Annotated in this window: 14 protein-coding genes; 9 read left to right on the forward strand and 5 right to left on the reverse strand. The window is 44.0% G+C overall.

The features are described from left to right. Window positions 1–95 precede the first annotated feature (95 nt). From OEG80_RS06090 to OEG80_RS06105, 4 genes are all read right to left on the reverse strand, one after another. Window positions 96–3,392, reverse strand: a complete 3,297-nt coding sequence (locus OEG80_RS06090; protein ID WP_263242349.1) for a nitrate reductase — start codon at window positions 3,390–3,392, stop codon at window positions 96–98. Beyond that, complete coding sequence (locus OEG80_RS06095) at window positions 3,389–4,819, reverse strand: NAD(P)/FAD-dependent oxidoreductase (RefSeq protein WP_263242353.1); 1,431 nt, start codon at window positions 4,817–4,819, stop codon at window positions 3,389–3,391. Before OEG80_RS06095 ends, OEG80_RS06090 begins: the two co-directional genes overlap by 4 nt. 80 nt (window positions 4,820–4,899) lie before the next feature. Continuing rightward, the gene (locus tag OEG80_RS06100) at window positions 4,900–6,951 is read right to left on the reverse strand and encodes a bifunctional protein-serine/threonine kinase/phosphatase (RefSeq protein ID WP_263242355.1); all 2,052 of its coding nucleotides are present in this window, start codon (window positions 6,949–6,951) and stop codon (window positions 4,900–4,902) included. 2 nt (window positions 6,952–6,953) lie between these two features. Further along, complete coding sequence (locus OEG80_RS06105; RefSeq protein ID WP_263242356.1) at window positions 6,954–8,465, reverse strand: NarK family nitrate/nitrite MFS transporter; 1,512 nt, start codon at window positions 8,463–8,465, stop codon at window positions 6,954–6,956. Window positions 8,466–9,024: 559 nt separating this feature from the next. Here OEG80_RS06105 and nirB point away from each other — a divergent pair. From nirB to OEG80_RS06130, 5 genes are all read left to right on the forward strand, one after another. Further along, window positions 9,025–11,634: a nitrite reductase large subunit NirB gene (gene nirB / locus OEG80_RS06110; RefSeq protein WP_263242357.1), complete on the forward strand. Its 2,610-nt coding sequence runs from the start codon at window positions 9,025–9,027 to the stop codon at window positions 11,632–11,634. Between the two features lie 45 nt (window positions 11,635–11,679). Then, window positions 11,680–12,087, forward strand: coding sequence for a nitrite reductase small subunit NirD (nirD, locus tag OEG80_RS06115; RefSeq protein ID WP_263242358.1), 408 nt, complete (start codon window positions 11,680–11,682; stop codon window positions 12,085–12,087). A 126-nt stretch (window positions 12,088–12,213) separates the two neighbouring features. Next, on the forward strand, window positions 12,214–12,876 hold the full coding sequence (locus OEG80_RS06120) for a hypothetical protein (protein WP_263242359.1): 663 nt from the start codon (window positions 12,214–12,216) through the stop codon (window positions 12,874–12,876). A gap of 340 nt (window positions 12,877–13,216) precedes the next feature. Continuing rightward, the gene (locus tag OEG80_RS06125; protein WP_149408270.1) at window positions 13,217–14,179 is read left to right on the forward strand and encodes an acyltransferase; all 963 of its coding nucleotides are present in this window, start codon (window positions 13,217–13,219) and stop codon (window positions 14,177–14,179) included. 175 nt (window positions 14,180–14,354) lie between these two features. Continuing rightward, window positions 14,355–14,696, forward strand: a complete 342-nt coding sequence (locus OEG80_RS06130; RefSeq protein WP_149408271.1) for a DUF3817 domain-containing protein — start codon at window positions 14,355–14,357, stop codon at window positions 14,694–14,696. A gap of 19 nt (window positions 14,697–14,715) precedes the next feature. Here OEG80_RS06130 and OEG80_RS06135 read toward each other — a convergent pair whose 3' ends face one another. After that, complete coding sequence (locus OEG80_RS06135) at window positions 14,716–15,759, reverse strand: hypothetical protein (RefSeq protein WP_263242361.1); 1,044 nt, start codon at window positions 15,757–15,759, stop codon at window positions 14,716–14,718. A 225-nt stretch (window positions 15,760–15,984) separates the two neighbouring features. Here OEG80_RS06135 and OEG80_RS06140 point away from each other — a divergent pair, with 225 nt between their 5' ends. From OEG80_RS06140 to prpC, 4 genes are all read left to right on the forward strand, one after another. After that, window positions 15,985–17,010, forward strand: coding sequence for a LysR family transcriptional regulator (locus tag OEG80_RS06140; RefSeq protein WP_263242363.1), 1,026 nt, complete (start codon window positions 15,985–15,987; stop codon window positions 17,008–17,010). A 307-nt stretch (window positions 17,011–17,317) separates the two neighbouring features. Next, window positions 17,318–18,604: an NRAMP family divalent metal transporter gene (locus OEG80_RS06145; RefSeq protein ID WP_011513645.1), complete on the forward strand. Its 1,287-nt coding sequence runs from the start codon at window positions 17,318–17,320 to the stop codon at window positions 18,602–18,604. Window positions 18,605–18,975: 371 nt separating this feature from the next. Continuing rightward, on the forward strand, window positions 18,976–19,866 hold the full coding sequence (gene prpB / locus OEG80_RS06150; RefSeq protein WP_020443510.1) for a methylisocitrate lyase: 891 nt from the start codon (window positions 18,976–18,978) through the stop codon (window positions 19,864–19,866). Between the two features lie 115 nt (window positions 19,867–19,981). After that, window positions 19,982–21,109, forward strand: a complete 1,128-nt coding sequence (gene prpC / locus OEG80_RS06155; protein WP_011513643.1) for a bifunctional 2-methylcitrate synthase/citrate synthase — start codon at window positions 19,982–19,984, stop codon at window positions 21,107–21,109. The last annotated feature ends 110 nt before the right edge of the window (window positions 21,110–21,219 follow it).

Here is a 21,219-nt window from a genome sequence, read left to right on the forward strand (position 1 = left end):
ATGATGCTGTTAGTGCAATATACGGTGCAAGCCCTATGCCATATTGATCAATTGGTTGTATTTCATAAGGCGGTTATAAAGAAGTTATAAGACAGCTATGATGCATACTCCTCAATAAGTGCATTGATTTGACCCACACACGAGCCGCAATTGGTACCAGCACGGCACGCTTTGCCCACTGATTGTGCGCTATGGCACTGTTGCTTAGTGATTGCATTGATAATGATGTTTTCTCCGACTGCCATGCAAGAGCACACCAACGGACCTGGATCGATATAGCCGGTAGCTGGACGGCCTGCCAGCAACCATTTATAACGCTGTTGTACTGGTATGGCATCCGTACTGGCAAAGCAGCTGTCAAGCCAATGTGTACTAGGCAAATACATCACTTTCGGTGCAAAATAAATAGCTAATAGCAGCTGATCACTAGGTACGGCGGAGTCTGAATCACTTGGCAATATATGATTTAATGCTTTGTTCCTCACCTCCGACTGAGTCGAGATAAAGCGTAGTTGCTTCTCTGGTTTACTCAAGGTGAAAGCGCTATTAACCGTCAGAGTATCTTCGGCATTGCCAGTCAACCACTTGTCTGATACAGACTTTTGATAGTCATCGATAAACTGCTGCCAAAATTTAGGGTCAAGCAACTGCCTAGCTGTGCGCTCGGCTGGGCTGGCAAGAGTAATGAGCACACTATTGGCTTGCCTGCTGATACTCCATGTCAGCGCTGGTAGTGAGAGAGACGAACCTGCACCATTTAACTCAAAGTTTGTAGACACTGTTTGCGACTCACCCGCTATTGATTCCTTCTTAAAATGAGCAGTCATCGCACGCAAGTGCACTAATATGGTGTCCTGCAAATCAGGATGCACCATAATCTTGCCAAGTGTCTGCATAGGCACGGCGCTCATGCGAATCGCTGAGTTTTTTAGCTCAGGCTGCCCTGAATGTGGATCGACCACAGTCGGGATGAGTGTCCCTACCCGTGCAAAGCTAGCAAAGGCGTTACTCCAGTGCATAGGCATAAAAGCATCGCCAACACGCATACTATCGCTGATGACGATTTGCGCTAAAACTTTTTGCTCTATATTCTCATTATCTGTATCGGCATTTCTACTAACATTATTCGTATCAATAGTTGTCGCCTCACTATTCGGCAGGATCTGCTCATAGCGAGGATGTAGCTGCACATAGTCGCCCTTTTCAACACCGAGTTGTTTGGCTTCATTAGGATGGATAGTCAGCGTCGGCACAGATTCATGTTGATTAAGCTGTGGCGCCAGCCCTGTGCGTGTCATGGTATGCCACTGATCTCGTAGTCTACCGGTAATCAGGCGTAGATTCACGGTTGATGGGTTGAAGTCAGTGTTATGCCACTTATCTCTATTCTTAACATCGCTCTTATTCGACTTCTGCCGACGTTGATGTTTATGGAAGTGATGAAAATTAGGCAGGCTAGCACTATCTGAAGGCGTAATAGCAATGAGTTTTACTTGAGCAGGTGTAATACGCGCACCGCCCCATTGAAAGGGATTCATTACCTCATAGTCAGCACGGTTTAGGATTGGCATTGGTAGGTCTTTAGCCAAATTAAGATAGCGCGGTTGATTGTTTTTCGATGCTAATTTACTAGGGTCGTTCTTAAAAGCAGTGAGCGCCACGTACTCATTAAATATCTCACTAGGATGATCATAATCAAACCCTGATAGCCCCATACGCCTCGCCACTTGCGAGAGTATCCACCAGTCAGGTTTGGCAAGACCGAGTGCAGGCTTTACAGCCCGTTGGCGCGAGATGCGCCGCTCAGAGTTGGTGACCGTCCCTGATTTTTCGCCCCAACCTTGGGCAGGTAATACGATGTCAGCACACTTAACCGTATCGCTATCTACCGAGCAGTCAGAGACTATCACCAAGTCGCAAACTGATAATGCACGACGAAATTTATCCGCGTCAGGTAAGCTCACGACCGGATTGGTTGCCATAACCCAAATGGCTTTAATCCGCCCATCTAAGATAGCATCGGCAGCATCGCACGCTTTGACGCCTACTTCTGCAGCAATAGGCTGAGGTGCCTGCCAAAAGTCGGCGACCAATTGCCGATGAACGCTATTGTCCAAGTCTAAATGTGCCGCCAGCAAATTAGCCAGCGCCCCGACTTCTCGACCGCCCATGGCATTTGGCTGACCAGTGAGTGAAAAAGGACTGGCACCTGGTTTGCCCACTCGTCCCGTAAGCAGATGGGTGTTGATAATGGCATTCACCTTGTCAGTGCCACTCTTTGACTGGTTGACACCCATACTAAAGGCAGTTACTGTTTTGTCATGAGCTGCGACTAGCTGATAAAATTCAAGGATACTGTCGATACTGACTTGGCAAGCTTGAGCAACTTTTTCAATGCTCCAGACGTTGGCTGCCGCTAAAGCATCATCAACACCATGACCATGCTCGATATAACCTGTATCAGAGAAGCCGTGCTCGCTAAGATAATATAATAAACCATTGTATAAATGCGTATCGGTGCCCGCTGCTATCGGTAGATGCAAATCGGCAAACTCACAGGAATCGGTACGACGTGGGTCAATGACAATCAGTTTTTTATTGGGATTGGCTTTTTTGGCGGCCAAAAAACGCCCAAATAAGATCGGATGACACCATGCCATGTTCGAGCCCACCAGCACTAATAAATCGCAGGACTCTAAATCCTCGTAATTACCAGGCACCAAATCAGCGCCAAAGGCACGTTTGTGTCCTGCTACTGCGGAAGACATACACAGGCGTGAGTTGGAATCGATATTATTATTACCGATAAAGCCTTTGATAAACTTATTGGCAACGTAGTAATCCTCAGTGAGCAGCTGCCCTGAGACATAAAACATAATACTGTCGCGACCATGCTTAGCAATAGTGTCGTTTAAGCGCGTGGCAATATCATCTAAGACGTTATTCCAATCGGTAGGCTTTGTAAGTGGCTCATCAGATATGTCGATAGCGTTAAAATCATTAACCAATTGCATAGGTCGATGCTGTTGCATTACCGCTTGCTTGTTTTGATAGTAAGGCTCAGTTAAGCGTCGCTCACTGCCTAAGGTTTGCGCCAGCGCACTGCCTTTTGAGCATAGTTTACCAAAGTTCGCCGGATGCTCAGGATCTCCTTTTACGCTCACTACCCCTGTCGCATCGACACTGGCTAGGACGCCACACCCTACCCCGCAGTAAGGACAAGTGGTGCGTATGGTGGACGTCATTTCTTCAGTATAAGTGGCAATAAGAGCCGTTTTTGAAGGATTGATCATGTCATCAGATTTGTTATTAGATTTATGATCAGATCGGCGTATACCACTTTCTAATTCTTGACTAGCATTCGGTTTATTACTCAAGATCACTTCACTCATGACGCCGCTCCTACTATGTCTGCTGCGCTTAATAAATCCAGATCGCTATCGATATCCATGTCTCCGTTAGCCTCACTATCTATCGTTATTTTCTCCAAATCACAGTAAGCCTCGCCAAATATTAAATCCGCTTTTATAGGCGCGATATCACTATTGCTGTTGATCAGCTGGCTATAGAAACTGCCCTCATTGACCTCACCGTAGAGTACAGCGCCGATCAGTTTATTGTTTCTAAGATAGAGGCAGTGATAGTGATTTATACTGGTTTGCTGATAAGTGATGGTTTCGATAGCCGCCGCTTCCTCCTCATCAAAGTCGACTTGCCCTGCTGAAAAAGCACTGATGCCAGATACTTTTAGCTTTAAAGACAGCGGTTTGCTAGTAAAGGGGTGCCAATTATTTCTGGATGCTAAACCATCGTTTGATATCCTCGCATCTTTTAGGACAGAAACTAAGGTATCAACTTGCTGATTGACGGGCGCTACCATACCGAACAGCTCACCGTCTAGCTCCACACATTCACCAATAGCATATACATTGGCAGCGCTGGCATGCATATAATTATCGACGATGATGCCACGGTTGACTGTCAGTCCGCTATTTTTTGCCAGTGTGATATTAGGCATCACCCCGACTGCCATCACAATAAAATCTGCCGGCAAGGTACGTCCATCCTTCAGTGATAAGCCTTTCACCTCATGCTGGTCATTGACCGCAATATAATCAGTAATAGCAGAGACCTCCACACCTACGCCCCGACGAGCCAGCTCAGCTTGCAACATCAGGGCAGCAGGTAAATCAAGCTGCCTGTTAAGAACATAGCTGTCTACATGAATGACCGTCATATCTGCTCCTTGAGAAGCCAGCGCGCAGGCGGCCTCTAACCCCAATACCCCACCCCCAATCACCAGACCTTTTTTCCCTTGGCGCGCGTATTCAATTAAAGCATTTACATCGGCTACTTCTCGAAACACGTGCACGCCTGCCGCATCATGATTGGGAAAAGGGATGACTCGAGCGCTCGAACCTGTAGCGATAACCAGCTTGGCATACACCAGCGTCTGTCCATTATCAAGCTTAATAGACTGTTGCTTGGTGTCCACAGCGGTAACAGCAATCCCCGCTAAGACAACAATACCCAACTGTTCATAATCTGATTGCTGGTATAAATAAGTATCATCAAAGGCGCTATCTCCTGCCAGCACTGGTGATAGCATAATGCGGTTGTAGCCGACCTCTGGCTCTTTGCTGATAAGGGTAATCGGTAATGGTCTTTGGTTATTTGGCGACTTACTTTGCTGCTGGGCACGTGCCAGCTCAATGGCAAAACGGCTGCCTGCCATACCAGCACCAATAATGACAATACCCGCATTTGAATGAGCATAAGACATTGTCTGTATTGTTAATTTTGATCTATCTGATGACATGAGCAAAAAATCCCTTAGCCGCAACGCGCAGCATTAATTAAATGGCGTGTCAGAGTGTCTTTTGTGCTTAAAGCCTGCGCTTATAAGAAATAAGTCAACAGCGAAAAAATGAGCACAAACTGAATAAAGCAAATGCTATGCCATACCAGTAATGGGTTGCGTATGATGAGCGGCTCAGGGTCGCTAATATAATTATGATTCTCAGGGTTAAAATCTTGTAAGAACTCGCCAATCGCTTGATAGCGAGCTTGGGTATTAGCAAGCAGCGCACGCATTAGCGCTTGCTGGCTGGCAGCAGGTACACGGTACTGACGTAATAATTGAGTAGGTAGCGTTAAGGTATGATTTGCCTGATGTGAATGCATCAACGCTTGTGAGCTAAATGGCAGCTCACCTGTTAGCAGCTCATAGCCAATCACCGCTATGGAAAATAAATCAGAATGCACACCTTTTGGTGCATCGGTGTAATATTCTGGTGCAGCATAGTGCAAATCACCGTTCGGTGGTCGCGTACTGTCTTTAAGTATGGAAGAGCTGGCTGAACCAAAATCTATCAATTTGACCGCGCCTGATGTGGTCAATAGGATGTTTTCCGGCTTGATATCTTGATGCAATAGATAGTTTCGATGCATTACCCGAACCGCCATGCCTATTTTGGTTAGCAAATCATATGTCTGCCACACATCACAAGGCGCATGACGATCTATAAAATCTCTTAGGCTTTCGCCTTCAATATATTCTGTGAGATGGTATAGATATGCACTGCTGGCTGGTATGGGGTAATAGCGTAGCAACCCTGAAGCACTAAGCGCTGAGCTTGCGTCTAGATAGGGTTTTATACTGCTGATGCCTGTAAGGCTGCTGTCACTAGATAGGTTATTAGGATCTGCTTGATTATAGGCAGGCTCGCCCGCCCGTCTATGCTTAGATAAGCTTAGACCGATTTTACGCTCCTTTAGAAATTCGCGCAGATAATGACCATCGGTAATGGCACTAAGGCTTGGTGACTTTAGTGCAAATAGATGATGGTTTTCATCCTCTACTAGATATACTTCGCTACGAGCAGTGCGGGCTATAATATGCTTGACAATAAAACCATCAATCCGTGCCCCAACTTCTAAGCCCGTTAATAACTGATACCGATGGATGTCGTGAGGCATCGGATCATGCAGGCTAGCATTTTTATTATTACTATTGTTCTTAGTATGAGCGCTATTGGCTGTCTTTTTCTTATGGAGCGCTTGCGCATTCATACCGAGTATCACCATACTTAAATTGTCATGACTGCCCTCGTTAAACGCCTGCTCGCATATGCTTTGGCTGATGCTAAGACTATTCACTGCCCCGTCATTCGAGCTGTTATCCGTCGTATCTATCGTTTGACTCGGCTGACACAGCGCCTTTACTGCTGAACATAGCTCAAACTGGAGCTCAGACGCTGCAATAGACTCATACACGCCATCTGTCATCAGTGCTAAGCATTCATTTTGATGCAAGTTAAATACTGACTGCTGGAGCTCGACCATCGTATCCGCGCCAATAGCGGCAGATAGCGCGCCTTTATCTTGCCCATGGTGAATGCGGTGGTCTTTACTGAGCACTTTTATACTCTCTAAACCGACACGGTAAATACGCGAGTCGCCTGTATGAAACAGATGGATACGGTCGCCGATACATAGTAGACCTGATAAGGTGGATAATAGTGGTGGCACGCGCTCATAGACTTGCGGGAAATAGAGGGCGTCATTGGCTTTATTGACCGCCTCACGAATCAAAATGGCAACTTGATTGTCATCAAAGTCTATGTTTGCTGATTGCGATTGGTTCTCTGCCAATACCATCTCTTCAAGTGCTTCATTTTTAAGTGCCCCGTTTTTAAGTGCTAAGGTAAGATGGTGCGTGACAGTATTGACCACCAATTGGCTGGCTTGTTTGGGAAACTGACAGGCACTGACACCATCAGCCATTAAAACCAATAAAGGCGCGTGAGGACACTGAACACCGCCGTTGATGGTTGCTGTAAACTGTCCATACAGCAAGCATGTTGTTATCAGAAAACTGTCTTGATTTTCAGACTTGCGCCCTTGCATGCTATGAAAATCAAGCTGCCACAGTGCCTCATTCATTGGCATAATTAGCTCACTTTAATTTGGGCAAAGCTGCCATCAGGCATCTCTTCGATGATGACGCCTTCAGGTTCTTTTAAAAAGAACAGCGCAAAGAAGCCAACGACAGCAGTCGCGGCGATTACCATGAAGAATACTTGATAAGAGACCAGACTCAATACAGTTAAATAAACAACCGAGCCAACATTTCCATAAGCGCCGGTCATGCCAGCAAATTGTCCGGTCATGCTACGCTTGATCAGTGGAATAACCGCAAACACAGCACCTTCACCCGCTTGTACAAAGAAAGAGCAAAACATCGTGATGAATAATGCCAAGGCAATTGGCCATGTTGAATCCACGATACCCATTAATAAATAACCAACAGCCAAACCTGCGGTCAAAATCAGCAGCGTTATTTTGCGACCAAACTTATCGCTGAGCCAGCCGCCGCCCGGTCGCGACATCAAGTTCATAAACGCATAGCTAGATGCCAAAACCCCTGCCATCACAATTGATAGATTAAATGTCTCTTGATAGAAAAGCGGCAACATAGACACTACGGCAAGCTCTGAGCCAAAGGTCGCAAAGTATAAAATATTTAAGATACCGACTTGTTTAAAATCATATTGATGCGCTTTTGGCACAGGAGTCGTAAATACTTCTTTATTAAAGCGATAGCTACTCACAAACTCATAAATATATAAAATAACCAATCCGATGTAGACGATATTGACACTTGCCTGACTGAGTAAGCTGACGCCAGCGGGTGATAGCTTCCATCCCAAAAGCGCTAACGCCAAATACATTGGCAGCTTAAACGCCATCATCAGCCAAAAGTCACCTGCTGAAGTCACCATCATGGCGCCAGACTTTTTGGGCTTAAAATACGTCGCACCCTTAGGCGTATCACGCACCATCTTATAAAAAATCACACTATAGAGCATCATCACCACCCCTGAGGTGGCCGTCGCATAACGCCATCCTTCATCACCACCAACTATAGCAGCAGCAATAATAGCTACTGTTGGCAACAGCAACGCAGCAGCAGCAGAACCAAAATTTCCCCAACCGCCATAGATACCTTCAGCAGTACCCAGCTCACTTGCAGGGAACCAATCACTCATGAGACGAATACCCACCACAAACCCTGCACCCACAAAGCCCAAGAAAAAACGGGACAATGCCAGCGTGTTGTAATCTTGCGCAAAGGCAAAGGTAAAACAAGGAATAGCGCCTATAGCCAAAATAGCGGTATAGACGAGGCGCGGACCAAAACGATCGGTCAACATACCAATAATGACTCGAGCTGGAATAGTCAAAGCGACGTTTAATATCAACAAGGTTTTGACTTGGTCCTTGGTCAAACTCAAAGTCTCACCGATGGCAGATAAGAATGGTGCGTGGTTAAACCATACAAAAAAGGTCAGAAAAAAAGCCATCCATCCAAGATGGAGTATCTGGTTTTTACCAGTAAAAGAGAGAATATTGAGCTTGTTTTTATTTGGTGCAGCAGGGCTCGGTGATGGCGATGACGACATAAGCGGTTTCCTTAAATAGTAAAATTCAGGGCTAACATGGAAAGCCGTAAGAACACGTTATGTTGAACGAACTGACCAGTTAGAGCATTTAAGGGGGTGCAATGGCTGTGCCAGCTGCCGCTATCAGCTGCGTTATACAGATAAAACCTCGGCTTTGATAAAAGCGTTCATGCTTTGCTATAGGTGACTTCCAAGCAGCTATTACAAGGTCATTCATAATTTAATAACCATATACAAACGCTAATTTTATCGAGATGAATGAAAAACCCTGACTGCCATAAATACAGTCAAATTGGTGCATGGTTTTATCTATTTTGGTGCATCCATTTTTTATATCCTCACTTTTAATGAGAAAAGACTTTTTTATTTATCATTGCTATTTATATCCTCACACATACCACGCCGCCTAGGAAATACACTGTCATCGTCAGGTTTTTCGTCTGTAGTGATGAGACTCTCGCTTAAAGATATGGCGCTATATAACGGTGCTTGGCACAGTTATTGAAGATGTAATTACTGTAAGCACTATTTAGACAAACCCATGACTAAGGATAATTACATGAGTAGCACTATAGTGAGTAAGGCAGGTAAAGCTAAGTTGGTGGTGATTGGTAACGGTATGGTTGGACATCATTTTATCGAGCGAGCCATAGAAAAAGGGTTACATGAGCAGTTTGAGATTCATGTGTTTGCTGAAGAAGACCGTCCCGCTTACGATCGGGTATATTTATCGAGCTACTTTGAACATAAAGATGTTAGTAAGCTCAACTTGGTTGATTTAAGCGCCTATGCATCTGCCCAGATTCAATTGCATCTGAACCAGCGTATTGTAGATATTGACACCACCAATCAATACATCATCACTGAAGCTGGCGAGCGGATTGAATATGGTGAGCTGGTGCTGGCGACAGGCTCCTATCCATTTGTACCGCCGATTCCAGGGCGTGAGCATGCACACTGTCATGTATATCGCACCATTGCTGATTTGGATGACATTCTTGCCATCGCTGAGCGCCCAACAGTCAGGAAGGGCGTGGTTGTGGGCGGAGGACTACTCGGGCTTGAAGCAGCAAAAGCACTGGTCACCTTAGGACTAGAGACTTATGTGGTAGAGTTTGCTCCGCAATTGATGGGCGTACAGCTTGATGCGGCTGGCGGCGATATTTTAAAGCGAAAAATTGAAGCCCTTGGGGTCAAAGTATTGACTGGTAAGAATACCCAAGCCATTATTGATAATAGCGACGCGATACATAAAAACCTGAGCACCTTTAATGAGAATCCGTGCCAGCTGACCATGCAATTCACCGATGATACCTCGCTTGACACCGATATGATCGTCTTTAGTGCCGGTATTCGTCCGCAAGATGGCATTATCAAAAACAATCCTGAGTGCGGTATTGAAATAGGTGCACGAGGTGGTATTTTAATTGACGAAAAATGCCGCACCAATGCCGCGCATGTCTACGCTATCGGCGAATGCGCGGTGTGGGATAACCAAATATTTGGCTTAGTAGCACCAGGCTACAGCATGGCGAGTATTTGTGCGGCGCAAATTTCAGGCGATCATTCGCAAACCTTTACGGGCGCTGATATGAGCACCAAGCTCAAACTCATGGGCGTGGATGTGGGTAGTATTGGCGACGCACATGGCAAAAGCGTAGACAGTTTGAGCTATTTATATCAAAATCCTGCGACAGGCATTTATAAGAAACTGGTTACAACGTCTGATAACAAACGCTTGCTTGGCGCGGTATTGGTCGGTGATACCGAAGACTATAACAATCTATTACAGCTATATCTTAACAATATCGACTTGCCTGCCCATCCTGAAAGCCTGATTTTACCTAACGTTGAAAAACCAACGATGGGTATAGAAAATTTACCAGATAGCGCCACGATTTGCTCATGCTACAACGTCACCAAAGGGGCTATTTGCGCGGCGGTTGAGAACGGTGCGTACTCCATTGCAGAATTGAAATCTTGTACCAGCGCAGGTACAGGCTGTGGTGGCTGTGCACCTATGGTGAAAGACACTTTAAGCTATCAGTTAACGACCCTTGGGTTTGAGGTCAATAATGATTTATGTGAGCACTTTGCCTATACCCGTCAAGAGCTCTATAGCTTGATTCGTGTCCATGGTATTAGAACCTTTGATGCTCTGTTGGATGAGCATGGCAACGGTCATGGCTGTGAGATTTGCAAACCTACGGTCGCCTCAATCTTGGCCTCATGCTGGAATGATTATGTGCTCAAGCCTGAACTGACACCGTTGCAAGACAGCAATGATTATTATCTGGGCAATATACAAAAAGATGGCACCTATTCGGTCGTACCTCGTGTGCCGGGTGGTGAAATCACCGCTGATAAGCTGATCATCCTTGGGCAAGTCGCCAAAGAGTTTAATTTGTATACCAAAATCACAGGTGGTCAACGCGTGGATTTATTTGGCGCACGTTTAGACCAACTCCCTGATATCTGGACACAGTTGGTGCAAGCTGGCTTTGAGACCGGTCATGCTTATGGTAAGTCGTTGCGTACTGTTAAATCGTGTGTGGGTAATAACTGGTGTCGCTATGGTGTCGATGACAGTGTCGGCTTAGCCCTAAGATTAGAAGACCGTTATAAAGGCGTACGTTCACCGCACAAGATAAAAATGGGCGTGTCGGGATGTACGCGCGAGTGTGCAGAGGCACAAAGCAAAGACTTTGGCATTATCGCCACCGAAAATGGTTGGAATTTATTTGTCTGTGGTAATGGCGGTATGACCCCGCGTCATGGCGAGCTGTTTGCCACCGATCTTGATAGCGACACGGTCATCAAATACATCGACCGTATTATCATGTTTTATATAAAAACAGCAGATAAACTCCAGCGTACCTCAAAATGGCGCGAGAGCTTAGATGGCGGATTGGAATATTTACAAGCGGTCATTATTGAAGACAGTTTAGGCATCGCTGACGAGCTAGAAGCGCAGATGCAACTGCTGATCGACAACTATGTGTGTGAGTGGAAAGCCACCATCACCGATAGCGAAAAGCTCAAACGTTTCCGTCATTTCGTCAATAGTGAGCAAGGAGATGACAATGTGGTCTTTGTCACCGAGCGCGAGCAAATTCGCCCTGCGACCGATAGTGAAAAAGCTAAAATCTTAGTGACCGAGCTGGCTTAATCAACGTTTAACACTTTCCGATCATATACGAATAAGGATCACCCAATGAACCAGTATACCGTTTGTAAATTAGAAGACATACTCCCTGAGACGGGTGTTTGCGCACTGATAGAGGGTAAACAAGTGGCAATTTTTCGCACTAAGGATGCTAAGCTGTTTGCGCTTGATAACTATGACCCCTTTAGTCAAGCCAATGTATTATCTAGAGGGTTAATTGGAGGCACTACCGTGACCAACGATGCTGGCATTGATGAAGCGGTACTGTATGTGGCCTCGCCTATTTATAAGCAGAGATTTAACCTTGCCACCGGTCAATGCTTGGATGATACAAGTGTCACGCTTGCTACTTACCATGTTGAGCTTGATACCAGTCTTGAAGGTAATAGTGTGGTGATAAAATATGATCAGTTAGAAGCGTCATCTACAACACTATTAGAAATGGAAGTTGTTTAAGGCGTAGCCGTCTTTTTAGCAAATTGAAACATGTAATTTACATTAAGATACTGAATAAAAAATTGTACTGGCATAATATTGGCGGTAAATATATTTCACTTAATGCCATTAAAAGGATCATAGATCATGTCTGACAAGTCTACTAATAACGATAACATTAAAAATGCCTTAGAGTCTCTTGAGAGTGCAGCGACAACGCCTTCAAATGATGCGGTAACAGGCGTAGAAGTAGTAAAAGGTGATACTGTCGTTTATGAAGACGGTGATTTTGAAGATTACAATGCTGACAAAGACTATGAGGTCGATGAAGAAACTAAGTCTGGCAAGGATGATGAGTCCAATAAAGACGATCAAGATGACAATTCTGCCAAAGAAAATAAGCACAGTACGACGATAGCGAACATCTATCAATGGGCTTCTAAGCTCAAAGATGACTTTATTTCTGACAAAAAAGAAGCGAAATCTGACGAAGAGGATAAGTCTAATTCTGAAAATGAAGACAAGCATGAGGACAAGCATAGTGCGACGATAGCTAATATCTATCAATGGGCTGCTAAGCTTAAAGACGATTTTACGTCTGAAGCTTCTAATATGACGCTTGACGTTTCTGAAAAAGCAGTTGCTATCATGCTTAATAGACTTTTGGATGCCAAAACTGCCGAGTTAGAAGCTTTTGATAAGAAAGTGGCAGACTCTGAAGGATCGGTAGATAATGCAGAAGAAGAGCGTAGTAAGATTGCTGAGAAAAAAGACAAATACCAAGGTATGATTGATCAGCTACAAGGCTAATTGGTACTTTGATTGATTGGTCTTATTGATCCAGTGTTAAGTATTTAGCACTGGATTTTTTATTGTTTTTGGCTTGTCGTGAGCTCAAGAGTGTTAGTGTCGATCATCGACTGTAAACCCTCTAAATATTAAGGGTACATTATAAACCTAGTTTGATATAAAAATAAATCAAATACGATTGACGTCTATTAGCTATTAGTTATCAGCTACTAGGTATATCCACGACTAACGGTGAAATGTAAAGCCAAACCAATTACGTAAACACGCCTATCGATTTCTGCTAGTATTATGCCACTACGTTACTAACCACTTATAATATGTAAGGTTAAGAGGATTTAACATGCGATTCAAATCATTCGTTCAAAAACTACATGAACGCAATCCTAAACTTGGCAAAATCGCTTCGCTGACCACAGCGACAGGCGTTATTACTTTTAATAGTATGTTGGCAGGTCCTCCTGTATGGATTATGGGTGCAGCCAAAGCTGTTACTGGTGCAGCGATTGCTGATAAAGCGGTCATTGATGTGACCAATTATTGGATTAACAGCAATAACGCGATGATCGATAATATTCTGCCGGATAAAGACTGGCGTATCAGCCTACCTGATGATATCCATACCAAGGGCAAGTATTTACTGGTAAGCAATCACCAATCATGGGTTGATACCAGTATCGTGCAATATATTAGTGAAAAGCGTTTGCCCTTGACGCGATTTTTTACCAAGTTTGAGCTGATATATATTCCAGTCATTGGTCAAGCTTTCTATTTTCTCGATTTTCCAATGATGCGTCGACACTCTAAAGAGGCGATTGCGAAAAATCCTGCCTTAAAAGGCAAAGATATCGAAGAAGCAAAACGCGCTTGTGCATTGCTGAAAGACAAGCCTTTTACACTGTTAAATTATCTAGAAGGCACACGTTTTACCACCGTAAAACGGGATAAGCAGCAGTCGCCCTATACACATTTGCTTAAACCAAGAGCGGGCGGTTTGTCGCTAGCGATTAGTGCGCTTGGCGAAGACATCGATGGTATTTTAGATATGACCATCGTCTATCCTGATGGTGTGCCGACATATGGCGACTTATGGAAAGGCAATATCAAGCGTCTGGGCGTCGATGTCAGACATATTAAGATGCCTGATGACTTATTTGCTAGTGTTCAAAATGGCGGCTATGAGACTGATGAGGCGATAAAAGCAGAAATGTTTGATTGGGTTGAGCAAGTTTGGCAGCAAAAAGATCAGCTCATTACTAAGATGCTTGCGGAATTTGAAAGTAAGCCCCCTGCCCTTGATGCTTAGCTAGCAAGCTTTTTAACTTAATCTGTTTTATTTGCACATATATTGACCGTTCTATTGGTTTTTTCACTAAAGGCAATAATAGCAACCTACGGCTGCTATTATTGCTTACCTCGTTAAACGACCATACCTTATATGTCGATGATAAAAGGAAAATACAGTGCCACAGGCTCAGCCAATGTTTGAACCCGCCTCTAATCTTACAACAGAACAAAATACAGCATTAAAAACGCTTACGATGATAGGTTATCTAGAAGGCACCTCGTTTTTACTGTTGCTCTGCATCGCTATGCCACTAAAATACATGATGGACATTCCAGAAGGGGTAAAATATATCGGTATGGCTCACGGCGGCTTATTCATCGCCTATATTGTTGTACTCATGGGCACAGCCGTCAAGATAAAAATGCCTATATGGGCGATCCCTGCCGGCGTGCTTGGCTCGTTCTTACCATTTGGTCCGTTCATATTTGACCATTGGTTAAAAAAGAGCCTAAAGAAAAGCAAGAAAGTTATTTGAGACAAGAGTTTTTATGACGCTAATCATTGGTTTCACGATATAGCGTGTTTTGTGACTCTTCTCTAAAATCTTCGTATGTGATGGCAGGCTTTGAATGGCTTAAAGACAAACTAGCAGCTGCTTCATTATTCATCGCGTTCGTTTCAGGCTTGGGGTTTGATGATTTGGCAGGGTCAGAGTCACTGGGCACTTCAATGACAGCAGGTGGCGTATTAGCCTCTACCACAACATTTTTCTCAGTGGTGTTTATTTCAGTGTCAGTAGCTGTTTGTTTGGTGACCGGGCTTGTCTGAGTCGCGTTTTCATTAATAGGCGTGCCAGCTTCATTTAACGCTGTAGACGTAGTACCGGCAGACAATAAACCAGTCGCAATTAACGTGAATACAGCAGCAGAAATCATGAGTGAGCCAAGCACCATACCTATAATAAGCGGCTTTTTACTACTCTTCTGCGTTTGTATTGATTTTACCGCTTTCTTTTTTTTCGATTTTTTGATGGGCAAAGTTGTTAAAGGTGCAGTTCTGATAGGTTCATCAATATAAGCGCTATCATTTACCTCAGTATCTTCATCTTTAACTGTAGAAACTGCGTTATCAGTCGTCTCAGTTGTTATTAAAGGGTGTATAACCTTCTCATCTTCATCAGAGAAGTCCAAACTTACCGATGTGCTCGCGTTATCAGATATCTGTAACCCTGCTGTATTTTCCACACTATCTTGCTCTTGGCTGCCAAATAACTCTAGTTCTGCTGCACTTAGTGGCTCATAGGATGACAGCTTGTCAGCGTTTTTAAGCGGTTGTAATATGTGCGGCTGAACAGAACTGTCCAGTAGACTTGCACTAAGTCCGGCATCACTCTCATCATAAGCATAAGTGGTGACAGTTGGCTCGCGCTCATTTTCTGTATTTTCGATAGTACTTTCAATAGTCTCTGCGCTTTCAACACGAGTGATATAACGCTCATAGATATTATGTTTACGATTACGCAGTCGTGGCTTCGTATTAGCGATTTTTGCTAAGTTTGCCTCTAAATCGGCGCTTTGCTTGTCTTTTTTGTCGCTCATGAAGTAATACCAAACCAGTTTATGCCACGAAACCGTAGATGACTGCTAGAATGAAGAGTAAAAATTATTAGTTTGCTAAAGTGTAACGCTATCGTTAATCAACAATATAGAGTGTCAACTCGTCTGCTTCAAGCATAATTTTATAGTTTTGCTGTTATTGATATAAAATACAGTAGTATCCGCTTCATCAATCGACATGATATTACAGATAAATGAGCATAAAACATGGATTTAAAGCAGCTCAATGCGTTTATTGCCGTTGCCGAGCTTCGGAGCTTTAGCGCAGCCGCTACCAAAATCGGATTGTCACAGCCCAGTTTAAGCCGTTTGCTCAAGCAACTTGAGACAGACATGGGCGTGATGTTGGTTGACCGTTATCACAGACCGCTACATTTAACAGAAGCTGGCACGTTCTTTTACGATAAAATCAGTACCATACTGACAGAAGTCGATACGGTTGTTGGTATGACCCAGCGCTTATCTGCCCCTAGCAGCGCATTAAATATCGGTTTTGTGCCCTCTATATTGTATGGGTTGCTACCTGAGATTATCGCCAGACTGAAGCAGTCCAATCCTGAGATTGACGTCAACCTAAAGGACATCAGCTCCTATCAGCAAATGGATGCGCTCAAATCTGGTGACATCGATATTGGTTTTGGACGCTTTGCCCATCAAGACCCATGGATACAGCAAATACTGTTACGCCACGAGCGCTATGTCGTTGCCCTCCCTAAAGCCCATCCGCTTGCCAATGTGCGCGAGCAACGCTTGATCGATTTGGCCAATAACCGCCTGATTCTCTATCATCAAACCCACTTACCTGTATCTACAACACCAGAAACGGTATCAGGCACAGGGATTCCTAAAACCTTGGGGCAGAATAAGAAAAATAATACGAGCCATCATCAAGCCTCTACTGTTGAGCAGATAACAGAGCCTTTACTATATTTATTTGCACAGTACGGCATCTCTCCATTTATGACCACCACTGTCAGTGACTTGCAAGTGGCACTCGGGTTAGTAGCGGCGGGCGAAGGCATCACCTTAGTACCTGCCAGTTTAAAGACAGTGCGTACGGAGCAGATCAGCTATCAGCGCCTCATCCACGAAAACGTCACCTCACCTATTTATCTGCATACACTTAAGGATTTTGTGCATCCTCATATTCCTGACTTATTGCGTGCGACTTATCATGTCTATGAGCAGCGCGGCATTACTTACCGCCGGCAAAAATTTGAATCTCAGCGCTAAATTATCAGATATTGAGTCATAATTGTGGTATAAAGAAGCCCGAAAAAATAGCCATTGATAAATCTTGATATTTATATTTAATTATGCTAACTATCAGGAATGGCTATGCAAAAAATAAGTAATAATTATATAAATAATCATTCTACTAAACCAGATTGGTGTGCTAAAGTCGATACAAGACAAATCGTTTTAAGAAACAGTACTCGTAAACAGTACTAATGAATAGTATTAAGCGATGCGCTCATGATCATTGGCAGACTGACACAGGTAAGTGATGATTTGCCGTTTTAACCATTTCGAGGTAAGCATGACCACACAACCACTCAATAACCCAAGCGCCACAGGCGATACTCTCTCCGCGCAGCAAGAAGGCTTTAGCTGGCGAATATTTGGTCCCGGTATTCTGATGGCGACTGCTGCTATTGGCGGCTCGCATCTGATTTCATCGACACAGGCTGGCGCGTTATATGGCTGGCAGCTGGCGATTATGATTATATTAGCCAACGTCTTTAAGTATCCGTTCTTCCGCTTTGCCACCGATTATGTCTACGACACTGGCGAGAGCTTAATCGCAGGCTATGCCAAACGCTCAAAAGCCTATCTCTGGATTTATTTTATCCTATCTATTTTATCGGCTGTGATTAGTACGGGGGCTGTGACATTGCTTGCGGCAGTGATATTGGGCTTTATGCTGCCCGCATCTGTAGGACTATCAAGTATTGCCTTAGCTGTCATTATCGTTGCTGTATGTTGGTTTTTTCTGATTGCTGGTCATTATAAATTGCTTGACGGCGTGACCAAGTGGATTATGATTGCGCTCGTATCTGCAACCGTGTTAGCGGTGATGATTGCTGCTGGTAAGCCGACGGTTATGGTGGCGGATTTTGTCCCTGCCTCTCCTTGGAACTTGGCGACTTTAGGGTTTATTGTGGCTCTTATGGGTTGGATGCCAGCACCACTTGAGTTCGCTGCCATCACCTCGATGTGGACATCAGCCAAGAGAAAAGCGGACAATACCACTCACCGTCAGGGTTTGCTGGATTTCAATGTCGGTTTCTTAGTTTCCGCTATTTTAGCCTTGTTCTTTTTAGCGTTGGGCGTTTTCGTACAATATGGCTCAGGTCAAGAGATTCAAACCGCAGGTGTCGCTTATATTGATCAGCTTATCAATATGTATACCGCCACTATCGGTGAATGGTCAAGACTACTGGTCGCCTTTGTCGCCTTTATGTGTATGTTTGGCACGACGATTACTTGTGCTGACGGTTACGGACGTGCCAATGCCGAATGCTGGCGCTTACTAAAAGGTGAAGACGAGATTAACAAAAAGCAAATCGCTTTTTGGACCACCTATGCTATCGGTGGCGGTCTTTTGATTATCAGCTTCTTTGCAGGTCAATTAGGCGCTATGCTGAAGTTCGCTATGATATCCGCCTTTATATCTGCGCCTATCTTTGGTTGGTTAAACTATTCGCTCGTGAAAAACCATAAAAAGCTATCAGCCGGTATGAACGCCTATTCGATTGCAGGGCTTGTATTCTTAGGTGGCTTTACCTTGTTATTCCTAGCTAGCCTTGCAGGTATTATTGGTTAAAAATAAAGGTTAGCCATCTAGCTAATAATAGACTCGATAGAGTAAAAGCCCTTTTAGCCATACTAAGAGGGCTTTTTTGTAGACAACGATAAAACGCTTATAGATATAATTGTAACCAGATGTAAATATCTAATAAGAAGAAATGCAGCGTTTGATACGTTATGAATACTAATGGATATAAACCTCTAATTAATGGATAGCATTATCCATAAAATAAATAGTATCAATATATTTAATTTATTAATTTAATTTATATTAACAGTTGAATGAAAATCCCGCTTTGTAGTCCTGAATAATTGGTTATAATCAAGCACAACGATTGAATCGCGAATGATAACGACAAGATCTTCCCTCCACGTAAGGACCACGACATGACCCTATCAGCTGGCGCTCGCTTTCGCAGTGCAATGAAACAAAAAAATGATAATAATCAACCGCTACAGATTGCTGGCGCGATTAACGCTTATACAGCAATGATGGCAACTCAAGTTGGTCATCAAGCCTTGTATCTCTCTGGTGCTGGCGTGGCCAATGCCTCATTTGGCTTGCCAGATTTGGGTATGACTAGCCTTGATAACGTCTTAGAAGATGCGCGCCGTATTACCGATGCAGTTGATACACCATTATTGGTTGATATTGACACCGGTTTTGGTGGTGCATTTAATATTGCTCAAACCATTCGTAAAATGGAAAAAGCCGGTGTGGCTGCGGTTCATATCGAAGATCAAGTGGCGCAAAAGCGTTGTGGTCATCGTCCAAATAAAGAAATCGTTAGTATCTCAGAAATGGTTGATCGCCTAAAAGCGGCACTTGATGCCAAGACGGACAAAGATTTTGTGGTGATGGCACGTACCGACGCCCTATCTGTCGAAGGTCTTGATGCAGCGGTTGAGCGCGCGGTTGCTTTTCAAGAAGCTGGTGCTGATATGATTTTTGCCGAAGCACTAACGGATATTGAGATGTACCGTAAGTTTACCGACGTGCTTGATATTCCAGTCCTAGCTAATATGACTGAGTTTGGTCAGACCGATCTATATACCACCGAGCAGTTATACGCGGTGGGTGTCGATATGGTGCTTTATCCGTTGTCAGCCTTCCGTGCGATGAACAAAGCGGCATTAAATGTTTATCAGCATCTGCTTAATGATGGCACACAAGAAAAAGTTGTCGACACCATGCAAACCCGTATGGAGCTGTATGACTTCTTAAACTATCATGAGTTTGAACAAACGCTAGACAAGTTATTTGCAGATAATAAGTAGTTTTAGCGGTTAAAAGCGTTGGTTTTTCTATCAATGAACATGCCAGCGCATTATCTAATATTTGCAGTACCTTTATCTTTCATCCAACACAAGCTACCAACAAAAGGAATTTATCATGGCAGCACAGAAAGAACTTTCAGGCGCAGGTTTACGTGGTCAAGTAGCTGGTAAAACAGCCCTATCTACCGTTGGTAAATCAGGCTCAGGTCTGACTTATCGTGGTTATGATGTCTCAGAATTGGCAGACAAGTGCATCTTTGAAGAAGTCGCTTATATGTTGCTATACGGCAACTTACCTACCCAAAGTGAGCTTGATGCTTATCAAACTAAATTGAAAGGTTTACGTGGCTTACCACAAGCATTAAAAGATGTGCTTGAGCGTATTCCTGCAGATGCCCATCCGATGGACGTATTACGTACCGGTTGCTCGATGCTTGGTAACCTTGAGATGGAAACTGACTTCTCACAAGAGAACGATAAAACCGACCGTATGCTGGCGGTTTTCCCATCAATCATCAATTACTGGTATCGCTTTACCCACGACAATGTGCGTATCGAAACTGAAACCGACGATGATACGATTGGCGGTCATTTCTTACATCTGCTTAAAGGTGAAAAACCAAACGAGCTGCATACCAAGGTAATGAACGTATCACTGATTCTTTATGCTGAGCATGAGTTTAACGCCTCTACCTTTACCGCGCGCGTGTGTGCCTCTACCCTATCTGATATCCATTCTTGTATCACTGGCGCGATTGGCTCATTACGTGGTCATTTACATGGCGGCGCCAACGAAGCGGCGATGGATATGATTGAAGGATTTACCTCTCCTGATCAAGCAGAGTCTGAGATGATGGCAATGCTAGCGCGTAAAGATAAGATTATGGGCTTTGGTCATGCTATCTATAGCGAATCAGATCCACGTAATGTCGTGATTAAAGGTTGGGCTGAAAAACTGGCAGCAGATGTTGGTGATGAAGTGCTATACCCAGTATCAGTACGCTGTGAAGAAGTCATGTGGCGCGAGAAAAAACTCTTCTGTAACGCCGATTTCTTCCATGCGTCTGCCTATCACTTTATGGGTATTCCAACCAAGCTGTTTACGCCAATCTTTGTTTGCTCACGTTTAACAGGCTGGGCAGCACACGTGTTTGAGCAACGTGCGAACAACCGTATCATTCGCCCAAGTGCTGAATATACTGGCGAAGAGCTGCGCCCAGTACCAGAGATGAGCGCGCGTTAATCCATATGTATTTACTATCTCGCATAAATACTTATGCGAGATAGCCGGCTTAACTGCTAGACATATACAACAATTTAGCAGTTAAACCTTTTCTTAATAACCTCACTGTC

This window comes from Psychrobacter sp. SC65A.3 (assembly GCF_025642195.1).
In the GTDB taxonomy this organism is placed as follows: Bacteria; Pseudomonadota; Gammaproteobacteria; order Pseudomonadales; family Moraxellaceae; genus Psychrobacter; species Psychrobacter cryohalolentis.